This is a genomic window from Bathymodiolus azoricus thioautotrophic gill symbiont (assembly GCF_001298715.1).
GTDB lineage: Bacteria > Pseudomonadota > Gammaproteobacteria > PS1 > Pseudothioglobaceae > Thiodubiliella.
The window spans coordinates 15,434-27,048 of record NZ_CDSC02000070.1 but is presented as its reverse complement, the minus strand read 5'-3'; the positions used below and the strand labels follow the sequence as shown (position 1 = coordinate 27,048).

Here is an 11,615-nt window from a genome sequence, read left to right as displayed (position 1 = left end):
GGGGTTTTATAATCTACATCATACTGTCCGTTTCTCACAGTTTCCTACTCTGTGACATTTACTACTTGAAATTGATCAATGATATCTTGCTTTATTTTAGTAGACGAATTTCTTGGATTATATTTAATTTGAACTACTTTTTTTCCTTGTGCATTAAAATAGTTTTCCACATCTTGATTATGAGGTTTTCTACCCCAATCTTCTCCGATAACAAACAAATCTGCTTTAACATCTTTGCAAATACTAAGATAGTCTAACTTATGATACGGGATTACAATATTCACACAGCGTAACGCTTGAAGCATTTCAATGCGCTGCTCAAGTGGAATAATAGGAATATTGGGTTTATACAACCTAACCACTTCATCAGAAGCAATGCCAACAACAACCGTATCACCCAGTGAGGCACAATATTCCAATAATGCCAGATGACCAACATGCAACAAATCGAATGTACCTACTGTATATACAACCATTGTTCTGTTTAACTCCTAAATTAAAGTAATTTTCATTATTTTCTATAGAAGTTTCCAACTATAGATGCTTGTTATTCCAATTGTATAAATAGCAAGAATGTACACATTGACTGAATTGCCAGAGAGTTTTGGCGTTTTAATTTGCGATACATTTAAAGCAGCAAGTCCTAAACCACTAACATAAAGAATGGTAGAAAAGACTCCATGACTAAAAACACCTTCAAATAAAAAGATAAAAACAAGTATTATATTGTTGTTATCAAGCGCCAGTCCTGTGTATTTCGCCCCACCAGCAAGACCGAAAACGCTAAAATAACTCAATCTTATTGCACTGGCAGCGAGCATTATAAAAGCCCCAAATAAAAACACAGGCTCAAATTCCCCATAACTCAGTAAAAGAATAGCTGGAGCAACGCCATAACTTACAATATCAATTAATACATCAAGCTGACCACCAAATGCTCGGTCGTTACCTGTTCGCCCTTTCATTGTTCTTGCGATGAGACCATCTGCCCAATCAAATGCAACAGCCCAAATCATGCCAATCATTGCAGCGTAATAAACGCCTAATATACTGAAATAAATGGAAAATATTGTACAAGCTAACCCTGAAAGGGAACACAGGTTGGGAATGTCTTTCACATAAGAAAGAATGGTAGGTTGTAATTCTTGAGACTCTATTTTATCTGTCGTCATATCAGCCCTAAAACTCTTGATTATACGCCTATTAAAAATAACAGCAAGAAATCCTTGTATCAGTAGGATTGATTAACAAAATTCAATTTTTACCCAATGGGGATTTCTTCAAATCTTGTTCTATCAAGACTAAGGTTGGGTTTATCCTCCTAAAGGGCTATTGGGTATCATTGGAAAAATCGCCAAGTAAGCGAAAAGTAAATTTATGATGATTCCTATTTACCCACAAGGGAGGCTACACATTGAAAAGGTTTCAACTAATATGATTATTTTTTAACACTAATATTAGGCGCGATACTTTCTTCAGGTGGTTCATAATTTGGGTCATTTGGATTCATAAAAATAAACCCGTAACCACCTTCGGTATCAATCTCATCAAAGTCAACCACCATACCCTCTAACAATTCCTTCTGTGCGTAGGTGAGTACATATTCAACACCGTTTGATTCTAAATGAATATCGCCATCTGAGCGCTCATCAAAACCCATTAAATACTGGAAGCCATCATCGGTTTTATCAACCGCAAAACGCATCGATAAACCTTGTGCATCAGGGTTTTGTGTAGAGAGTCCGATTTCTTCAGCGGCACGCTTAGTAATTATAATCATAGTTTATTTTTCCTAACAAAGTTCACAAATTGCTCAACCCAACGATTGCCACCCACACTACGCAAGTGTGTATAAGTGGCTAATAGGTTGTGCGTTAAAATACCATCACGCTTATTATCCACACCCACGCCACGTAAAACCTTGTACGCATAACGGGTTTTAGGGTTTATATTTTTAAGTTTCGAATAATGAAATTCGTGTGCATAAATCTTGCCAGCAACATTTTCCCAAGGATGTTCGTTGCACGGCTCTAATTGCACATACCCTCTGCCAATTGGTTTGGACGTCATCACCGTGTTGGCCTGAATCACACCAACCATCTTGTGAGATTTTCCTTGATGGGTGATTTCTCGACTGAGATACATTAATCCACCGCATTCCGCATAAGTAGGCATCCCTTGTTCTATTTTTAATTTAATATCATCAAGCAAGGATTGATTGTCACTTAGTGATTCAAGTTGCATTTCTGGAAAACCCCCACCAATAAACAAACCATCACATTTTGGCAATTCACTGGCTTTCAATGTATCAAAATATTTGATTCTAACACCTAAAGATTTAAATATATCTAAGTCATCTTGATAGTAAAAACCAAAAGCTTGATCCTTAGCCACACTAATTGTTAGATTGCTAGAGGCAATAACTGACACTGGCGTATTGACCGATTTCTTCTCACCACCTAAAGACAAAATCTTGTCTAGGTCCACTTGGTCAGCGATTATCTTGCCAGCACTGTTAATAAATTGTTGAGATTGAGTCAACTCATTGGCTGGCATAAGCCCTAAGTGGCGCTCATCAATAATCAACTCCTTAGAACGACGAATAGCGCCTAAAACACGAATATCTGTGTAATGCTCAATGGCTTGGACAAGCTTTGATTCGTGACGCTCACCAGCAACCTTATTAAGGATAACGCCAACAATATTAACATCAGCATCAAAAGTTTGATAACCCATTAATAGCGGGGCAACACCACGGGTAATGCCGTTACTATCAATCACTAAAACAACATTTGCATCCAATAGTTTCGCCATATCCGCATTGGCATCACCCCCTGTAGTACTCATGCCATCATACAAACCTTTGTTACCTTCAATAATTGCGATATCACTTTGCTGTTGATGAAATAACTCGCTAATTTCATTTTCAGACATTGTATAAAAATCTAAATTGTAGCAAGGGTTGCCACTGGCTTGCGCCAACCAAATCGGGTCAATATAATCAGGTCCTTTTTTAAATGTTTGAACTTTGAGCGTGCGGGCTTTGAATGCGGCACACAAACCTAGACTGACAACGGTTTTACCTGAGGATTTATGTGCAGCGGATAGATAGATAGATGAGGGCATACCTCGTTATAGAGTGTTTTTTACTTGGTTTTATAGTGAGGGTCTGAGATTTCATCTGCAAGACTTTCAGGCAAAAATGGCAGGAATTTCACTAAAAAAGTCACCGCAATGAGTGCCACAGCAACACCACCAATACCTAAAACGATTTCAGCAAGCGATGGTGAATAAGCAGCAATATCGCCATAACCTTCTAAGATTTCTTTACCTGGGAACATTTCCATTGGGTAAGCTTGGCCACCAATGATAATCACATACAACTGAACAACACCACCAATCAATACTAAAAGTGAAGCCAAACCCAAAGTAGAACGATTGCCCCTAAGTGCTGGATGGTAAATTAATGCCATTGGAATTAATCCACCCAAAATAATCTGAGCGTACCAAAATAAAGGTGTATAAATATGCTCGCCAAATAAAATAAAGTTTTCAATACCGGCATTCTCAGCTAAATACATACTACCTAAGTGTTTAACTGCAACAAAATACATAACTGCCGCTACAAACACACCTAATAAATTACCCAGACGATTAACAATCGCATCACCCAATGGACGCTCACTCCATTTGTAACTTGCCATTAAAATCAAGATAAAGAAAGCCAAACCAAAGGCAAATGACATAATAATAAACATTGGCGCCATAATCACCGCATCATACGCTTGACGCGCTACTAAAAAACCAAAGATAGAGCCTGTACCAGTGGTTAAAATCAAGCGCCAAGTAAATGCTATTAAACCTGCTTTGAAGGTAAATTTATTTAATCGGCGCTCAAACATCATCCACAAATACACCGCAACAACAACAAAGAAACCGTTATATAAAATAATATTCCAAGCAAAAATTGACTTAAAGTTATATTCTGTCATAGCCACAATTAGGCGATCAGGACGACCCAAATCAAGCACCAAAACCATTAAACCACCCATTAATAACGCCAACGATACCAAGCCTGACAAACGAGACAAAGGTTTATAAAGTTTCTTCTGAAATACCGATGCAATTGAAGCAACATTAAGTGCCCCTGAGGCAGAAATAATTAAAAATAGAGCAAATACATGTGGCATACCCCATACAAAACGGTTACTCATGCCAGTCACATAGTGTCCATGATGCTCTATAAAATATACACTACCCAATGTGGCTAAAATAAAAATGCCTAAGCCTGCAATAAGTGCATAAAAACCTAAACTCCTACCTTTTATTTGTTGATAACGAATATTCATAATTGCTCTTTAAACCTTTTAAATTCCGCTATAGCGAATACCAGTATTCAGATTTAAATCTGCTCTGATTTGTGTAGATTGAATTTTCTTGAGTGTTTGATTAATCTTACTATTAGCATCATATAAATCGCCAAAAATAACACCATCACTGCTTACCGCTTCAGCACAGGCTGGTATGCCACCTTTATCAACACGATGTACACAAAGTGTGCACGACTCAACTGTGCCTTTGCCGCGGGGCATATGTTCTTTTTGATTGCTTAAATCTTCATGCACAAATGAACGCGAACCATAAGGGCAAGCCATCATACAATAGCGACAACCAATACATAAGTGCTTATCCACCAACACAACGCCATCTTCGCGTTTCATTGAAGCATTAGTTGGGCAAACATCCACACAAGGTGGTTGTTCACAGTGCTGACACATCATTGGCAACATATCAATCTTACCAGTGGTTTTATCTCTCACTTTAACTTTTTTAATCCAATCTGGCTTTTGAGCGCCCGTAGAATGCGTTTCACTGCCCCAGCCATTCTCTTCTTGACAAACATTGACCATATCATCAATATTGGATTCAGTCAATTTGTTGGTATCAATTAACATCCCCCAACGCTTTTCGTTAGTCACCGGACTATCCTCAGCGGCAAAAGTTGTTAGCGTGATACCGCTGGAAATCGTTGCTACACCTGCTGTAACAGCCGTTGTACTCTTAATAAAATCGCGACGATTTAGCTTTTTACTCATTATAAATCCTCTTTTGGTGTAGTGCGATGACAAGAAAAACAATCTAGACTCGTGCCTACTTTTTGATGGCAAGTTGAGCAAAATTGCTCAGGTGCATTAATTGGCACATACTCGTCATTCTTAGTGGTACTATGACAATCAACACATTCCTTTAACGAATTACGCCGAGTGCGGATACCTTGATGCACTGTCTTATCGCGTTTATGCAATAAAAATTCAGGGTGCATTTTTCTAATCTCAGAAAGACTGGGGTGAATACCTCTACTCTTACCTTCATTTTTTAACTCAGTAGCTCTATCACCAAGATTAATGTGTTTATCAACACCATATGCAAATACACTGGTAACTGTTAGGGCTAAAAAAACAATCAGTAAACGCTTCATAATCTCTCTCTATCTGGTTAATTATTCACCAAGTCCCATTTGAATGTAGCCTGTTGGGCATACATCGGCACAGATATGACAACCAATACATTTGTTGTAATCAGTGTCAACATAACGACCTAGTGTTGCCTGGTCTTTCTTAACCTTAAATACTGCATCTTGTGGGCAATACATCACACAGTTATCACATTCAAAACACAGGCCACAAGACATACAACGACCTGACTCAGCCTTTGCCTCTTCTTCACTATAACCAATTAAGCGTTCTTCGAAGTTACCAAGCACATTGTCAACATCAACCGTTTTATGGTTTCTTGCATTACGCTCTTCATTATCAAAGTGCCCTAAGAATAATTCTGTATGTGGAATGATTGACGCAAATGAACGGTCTTCATAGTTATGTACTGCATATTCTGCAGAGTCTGTCGCTTCACCAAATGCACCCTTCTCATACTCTGTAGGCGATAAATCCCACTCATTGAGTTTGTCCATTAAATCAAAGTAGTGCACATCAACTTTACTACGAGCTTTTTGGCTGTTACCAGCAAGATAGTCATCAATACTATCAGCCGCAATACCCGCTTGACCAATCGCAGTGGTTAACAAGTGTGGACGAACCACATCACCACAAACAAAGAAGCCTGGCTTGTTTGGCACTTGAAAGTTCTTATCTGCATCAATAAAGCCACGCTCATTAAAGAACGAATCATCCATACCTTCAGCGTCAACGCCTTGACCAATCGCAGATACAATTAATTCGCACTCAATATCAAACTCAGAGCCTTCAATTGGTGTAGAGCCATCTTCTTCCAAACGAACCATGCGCAATGCAACAGCACGACCATCGTTATCTGTTACTACCTCCACAGGTTGTAATTGCCCTTGAATTTCAACACCTTCACGGTTTGCATCATCAATTTCTTCTTGTGCTGCTGGCATATTTTCAATGGTTGAGCGTGTTGTTAGTAGTACATCTGCACCTAAGCGCTTAGAAGTATCAACTACATCGTGCGCTGTATCATCAAAAATAACACGCTCAGGACGGTCCTTTTCGGCAATATTTTCAATGTTACCCAAACGACGCGCAACAGAGACAACATCGATTGAAGTATCGCCGCCACCGATACAAATCACTTTGCCTGTGATGTGCTTTAAGCGTCCTTGATTATAGGCTTCAAGAAATGCAACACCTGATACACAGTTACCTGCTTCACCACCTGGAATTGGCAGTGAACGACCACTCATTGCACCGATGGCAAATAATACTGCATCGTAATCTTTTTCTAATTTTTCCATAGAAACATCAACGCCAACTTTAGTGTTCATTTTGATCTCAACGCCTGTTTCTATAATACGGTCAATTTCGTGCTTTAACACATCGCGTGGTACACGATAATCAGGAATACCATACATCATCATACCGCCCAACTGGTCATATTTTTCAAATACAGTCACACTGTGACCTTGTTTGCGTAATTGTAATGCTGCTGTTAAACCACCACAACCGCCACCAATAATAGCAACTTTTTTGCCTGTATCTTTAGCATCAAATTCAAATTTATAACCTTTTTCTTTTGCAGTATCGCCAATAAATTGTTCTACCGCATTGATACCAACTGTGTCTTCAACTTCATTACGGTTACAGCCGTCTTCACAAGGCGCTGGACAAACACGCCCCATTACTGATGGAAATGGGTTTGCATCCGTTGAACGACGAAACGCATATTCCTGCCATGATAGATCGCCAGAAGGCTTTTCTATACCACGAACAATATCCAACCAACCACGAACATTGTGACCAGAAGGGCAAGAGCCTTGACAAGGCGGCGTTTGGCTCACATAAGTTGGACATTTATGCGATTCATCATTTTGAAAAATCTTTTGATTCCATGGCACGCTACCTTGGTCGTCACCCTCATCCTTAAACATTCTAAATGTGTGATTGTCGCCTTTATAAATTTGTCCGTATGGGTTTTTTTGCATATCAAATCTCCTTATTTATTCTGCAGTTTCTGTTTCTACTGATGCTTCTTCTACCTCTTCGGATGGAGAATCATCTGTTTGTGGTTTGTCCATAATAATTGCCTCACTCACTAACTGATGAGCACTGACAATCATATAGGGATCAAAATCAAATTTTGGTAACACTTTGCTGAACTGTGATTTACAGATTGCACAAATGGCAACCAGTGTATTAACAGCGTCAGTTTTTTCTACTTCCTTCAATGCTTGCATTCTCGGCATAGCACCTTTAATACGAATCTCCATTAAATCATCTGTTAATAAGCCACCACCACCGCCACAACAAAATGTTGATTCCATAATCGTGCTTCGTTCCATATCCACATAGTTATTACAAACAGCTTTAATCACTTCACGAGGAAGGATAAATTGACCATTTGGAATACCGCCCATATTAGTCGCCCGAGCAACATTACAAGAGTCGTGGAAAGTAACTGTTCTATCGTCATTAGCGGATTTATCAAATTCTAACCTACCGCGTTGAATTAAGTCGTGTGTGTATTCAATAATGTGTTGTGGTTGTGGGTAGCGAGAATCTAATTGCTTTTGTAATTTTGCACTAAATTCATCACTTGCACTTGCACCAGCACCTACACCTGTTAAGGTATTCCAAAAACTATATGCCACACGCCAAGCGTGCCCACACTCACCCACCATAACACGAGAAACCTCTAAATCAAGCGCCGCTTTACGAATTCTCAAAGCCGCCTTACGCATAATATCGTAAGAACCAATAAACATACCAAAGTTCGCACCTTCAGATGCATAAGAACTCATGGTCCAACTAACACCATCTTGATGAAAAACTTTGCCATAACCGATCAAGCCATCAATATGCGGTTCAGCAAAGAAATCTGCTGATGGCGTGATGAGTAAAATCTCTGCACCTTTTTGGTCTAACGGGTATTTAACTGCAATGCCTGTTTCTTCTTCAATCTCTTCTTCAAGGTCAAGTAAAGTATCTCGCAAGGCTGGCTCAGGCAAACCTAGGTTGTTACCTACTGTGATTGCCTTACCTAAAATTTGGTTGCAATATTTTTGACCAACACCAACTGCATCTAATACTTCACGAGCCGCCATTGAAATCTCAGCAGTATCAATACCATATGGGCAAAATACACTGCAACGGCGACATTGTGAACACTGATGAAAGTAGTTATACCAATCATCCAACATGGCATCATCTAGCTCTTTAGCACCCACTAATTTAGGGAAATATTTACCCGCAAAAGTAAAGTGACGACGATATACACTTCTGAATAAATCTTGGCGCGCTACTGGCATATTTTTAGGATCGGAAGAACCCAAGAAATAATGACACTTATCAGTACAAGCACCACACTTTACGCAAGCATCTAAGAAAACTTGAACAGAGCGATATTTAGACTTAAGATCGCCCATTTTGTTAATTGCCACCTCTTGCCAATTCTCAACTTTCTCACCTGGGAAGCCTAAAGGTTTTTGAAATTCTTCAACGGATTTAAACGGGCCATCACCAGCCATAACACCTTCGTTAATCTCAGGAATTTCTAAATAAGTGGGTAATTTTGGTACTTCGAAATCTTTTGCCATGTTATTCGTCCTTACCTAATGTTTCATTTAACCTAACTTCCTGCTCTTGTTCTTGCTTTAGTGCCCATGGTGAAATGTGTCGTTTTTTGCGTGCATTATCAACTTGATTGCGTGTTGGGCTAAAGAAAATACCTGGCACATGTAATAATTTTGAAATTGGAAAAATTGCTAACAATGAAAATGCCAAGAAAATATGCACCAAAAAATGCACTTCTGTTGGCAAATTAGCCCAATCAAAACTCAACAACCCAGAAGCAAAGCCCTTTACCATAATAACATCCGTATGATTACTAGTAAATGTCATCACCACGCCACTCACACCAATCACTAACAATAAAAGTAACATTAAATAATCAGACGGTGCTGAGATATAACGAATACGCTCAACAGCAATACGACGACCCATCAAACCAATTAGCCCGATTACCATTGCAAATGCTGCATATTTAAATGGCTGAACCAATAAAAATATCTCAGGCAAATCACCTGGCCAGAAATAACGAGCATGACGGATTAAAACCAATAACAAACCTACATGGAACAACCAGCCAAACAACCAAGTCCATTTATTAGATTTAAATAAACTTTCAAATAACACGACTTCGCGTGCTAAACGCATAACCACACCTGTTTGTGTCAACGGAGTTGGTGCAGTTGGAATTTTAAGAGGGGCAGGCGTAATCCAATACTGATAAATTTTCCTTGTCATTCCAACAAGAAATATCACTAAGGATATATAAAATAAAGCCGTAAAAAAAATACTTACTACAGACATATTGTTCTCAAAAAATTCAAATAATTAGGGAGGCGTCTATCTAAAAACAGACGCTTCTTTTAATATTCTTCCAAGAAGTCTAAAATGCGAAGCTTTGACTGAAAAACAGTATAACTAATACGGCAAAAGTCAATAACGAGGCAATTTAGATTTTTTAGAATGAATATTTAGATACAACCAGTAGGCTTTGGTAACCCTGCAAAACGACAACCTTGCTTACCAGGACCGTATGGGAATAAAGAATAAAGATACTTAGAGTTGCCTTTTTCTTTACCAAATTGTTTACCAATTGCTTTTGTTAATACACGAACCGCTGGTGCAATCTGGTACTCTTCAAAGTAATCACGCAAGAAATTAATAACATCCCAATGCTCTTCAGATAAATCAATATCGTCACCTTTTGCCATTTCTACAGCAATTTCTTTTGTCCAGTCTTTAAGGTCTACCAAGAAACCTTCTTCATCTACTTCTGCGCCTAAAATATCAGCCATTTTTTACTCCTTTGTAATCAGTTGAAAATTCAACTCTTTTTAAAAAATAATTCACCTTAAAGAATCAAACTAAGCAAAACTTCGACTTTGTATGAATACAAAAAAAATCCAAAGCCTCAGCAATACTACTTATTTGCTTCTTTTAAACGAATTTAAACCCACGAAACCGTAGTCCCGTACTCCTCAACTAAATCAACAAAACCTGCGTAATCAACTAATTTGATATTATCTGCAACTTTTGATGAAATTCCTCTTGCATCAACATCTTCTTGCAATGCAAAAACTCTACCCTCAGTAGCAAGACCAGCAAGCATAGATGAATTTTCGTTATTTGCAGCAGAAATCACACCGTCTTCAATCAACAAAATAACACTTGTGTCATCAATTGCATTCAAACAAGACTTTAGTGAGTTGCGCTCAAAAGATGATTTGTTTACTGTATGTAACATATTAAAACTCCTTAAAAACTTAGACATACGTCTTGTTCAGACAGTATTTTAGTAAGTTCAACATTAGAAACCACTTTAATACTTGGTTTTTCTGCCCAATCATCATCTTCATCTTCCCAGACTAAAGGCATAAGGTCGTCTAGACTCAAACCCCTTTCCTCCAAAGATTCTGCCGATACATAAAACTGGTTAATATCATAATCGCCAAGCGCATGAAAAGTCTTAGAAAAGTTTTTCATACCAATGCCTTCAGGGTTTTGACCTTCAACAAGTTGATACACACCATCATCAATAAATGATAAAGAGACATCTTGATCAAAAGCAGCGGCAATCAATACCACTTCTAACGACTCTAATGCATACACACTACCATAAGGTGCCCTACGGTTTAAATACATAAATTTCTTTGTGCTCATACTAGTCTCCAAATACCACCAAACGATCAGACTGAATACCCGCTTCAATTAACTGACCTAAGCCTGAAATACGAAAAGCTGGATGGATATTATTACCATCAATACCATTCTTACCCGCTTCACCTTCATCTAACATGCCACGACGAAGCGCAGCAGCCACACAAACCACCAACTCAGGTTCGCCTTCAGCATTCTTAATGTCTAGACTAGCCCAATTATTAACCACATTGCGATCGTCTTGTGGTGGGATGGTGAAGCGTGATGCGTTATCTACGCCATCGTGATAGAAAAACACACGGAAAATCTCGTGTCCTTTAGCAATCGCTGCTTTGGCAAATTGATACGCGGTATCAGACGCTTGGTGCTGATAAGGGCCTTCGTTAATTTGAATAGAAATCTTCATTTAAACGC

14 protein-coding genes are annotated in these 11,615 nt (G+C 38.7%); all 14 read right to left on the bottom strand.

What is annotated here, in order from left to right:
- Window positions 1-44 precede the first annotated feature (44 nt).
- Window positions 45-476 (bottom strand): FAD synthase family protein, encoded by a 432-nt coding sequence (locus BAZSYMA_RS01520; protein WP_090714885.1) that lies wholly within the window; start codon window positions 474-476, stop codon window positions 45-47.
- A gap of 42 nt (window positions 477-518) precedes the next feature.
- Window positions 519-1,172 carry a CDP-alcohol phosphatidyltransferase family protein gene (locus tag BAZSYMA_RS01515; RefSeq protein ID WP_090714883.1) on the bottom strand — a complete coding sequence of 218 codons (654 nt, stop codon included), beginning with the start codon at window positions 1,170-1,172 and terminating at the stop codon, window positions 519-521.
- Window positions 1,173-1,438: 266 nt separating this feature from the next.
- The gene (locus BAZSYMA_RS01510; protein ID WP_090714881.1) at window positions 1,439-1,780 is read right to left on the bottom strand and encodes a HesB/IscA family protein; all 342 of its coding nucleotides are present in this window, start codon (window positions 1,778-1,780) and stop codon (window positions 1,439-1,441) included.
- On the bottom strand, window positions 1,777-3,126 hold the full coding sequence (locus BAZSYMA_RS01505) for a cobyrinic acid a,c-diamide synthase CobB (protein WP_090714879.1): 1,350 nt from the start codon (window positions 3,124-3,126) through the stop codon (window positions 1,777-1,779). Before BAZSYMA_RS01505 ends, BAZSYMA_RS01510 begins: the two co-directional genes overlap by 4 nt.
- Before the next feature lie 20 nt (window positions 3,127-3,146).
- Window positions 3,147-4,349 (bottom strand): NrfD/PsrC family molybdoenzyme membrane anchor subunit, encoded by a 1,203-nt coding sequence (gene nrfD / locus BAZSYMA_RS01500; RefSeq protein WP_195910039.1) that lies wholly within the window; start codon window positions 4,347-4,349, stop codon window positions 3,147-3,149.
- Between the two features lie 18 nt (window positions 4,350-4,367).
- Window positions 4,368-5,096, bottom strand: coding sequence for a sulfate reduction electron transfer complex DsrMKJOP subunit DsrO (gene dsrO / locus BAZSYMA_RS01495; RefSeq protein ID WP_090714873.1), 729 nt, complete (start codon window positions 5,094-5,096; stop codon window positions 4,368-4,370).
- On the bottom strand, window positions 5,096-5,479 hold the full coding sequence (locus BAZSYMA_RS01490) for a sulfur reduction protein DsrJ (protein ID WP_090714870.1): 384 nt from the start codon (window positions 5,477-5,479) through the stop codon (window positions 5,096-5,098). Before BAZSYMA_RS01490 ends, dsrO begins: the two co-directional genes overlap by 1 nt.
- A gap of 21 nt (window positions 5,480-5,500) precedes the next feature.
- A complete protein-coding gene (locus BAZSYMA_RS01485) occupies window positions 5,501-7,462 on the bottom strand; it encodes an NAD(P)-binding protein (RefSeq protein WP_090714866.1) in 1,962 nt (653 codons plus the stop codon).
- A 15-nt stretch (window positions 7,463-7,477) separates the two neighbouring features.
- Window positions 7,478-9,073, bottom strand: a complete 1,596-nt coding sequence (gene dsrK / locus BAZSYMA_RS01480; protein WP_090714864.1) for a sulfate reduction electron transfer complex DsrMKJOP subunit DsrK — start codon at window positions 9,071-9,073, stop codon at window positions 7,478-7,480.
- A gap of 1 nt (window position 9,074) precedes the next feature.
- Window positions 9,075-9,848: a respiratory nitrate reductase subunit gamma gene (locus tag BAZSYMA_RS01475; protein WP_090714862.1), complete on the bottom strand. Its 774-nt coding sequence runs from the start codon at window positions 9,846-9,848 to the stop codon at window positions 9,075-9,077.
- A gap of 167 nt (window positions 9,849-10,015) precedes the next feature.
- A complete protein-coding gene (locus tag BAZSYMA_RS01470; RefSeq protein WP_090714860.1) occupies window positions 10,016-10,339 on the bottom strand; it encodes a TusE/DsrC/DsvC family sulfur relay protein in 324 nt (107 codons plus the stop codon).
- Window positions 10,340-10,491: 152 nt separating this feature from the next.
- Window positions 10,492-10,788 (bottom strand): sulfurtransferase complex subunit TusB, encoded by a 297-nt coding sequence (gene tusB, locus BAZSYMA_RS01465; protein WP_090714858.1) that lies wholly within the window; start codon window positions 10,786-10,788, stop codon window positions 10,492-10,494.
- A gap of 11 nt (window positions 10,789-10,799) precedes the next feature.
- Window positions 10,800-11,204 (bottom strand): sulfurtransferase complex subunit TusC, encoded by a 405-nt coding sequence (gene tusC, locus BAZSYMA_RS01460; protein WP_090714855.1) that lies wholly within the window; start codon window positions 11,202-11,204, stop codon window positions 10,800-10,802.
- A 1-nt stretch (window position 11,205) separates the two neighbouring features.
- Window positions 11,206-11,607 carry a sulfurtransferase complex subunit TusD gene (gene tusD, locus BAZSYMA_RS01455; protein ID WP_090714852.1) on the bottom strand — a complete coding sequence of 134 codons (402 nt, stop codon included), beginning with the start codon at window positions 11,605-11,607 and terminating at the stop codon, window positions 11,206-11,208.
- Window positions 11,608-11,615 lie beyond the last annotated feature (8 nt).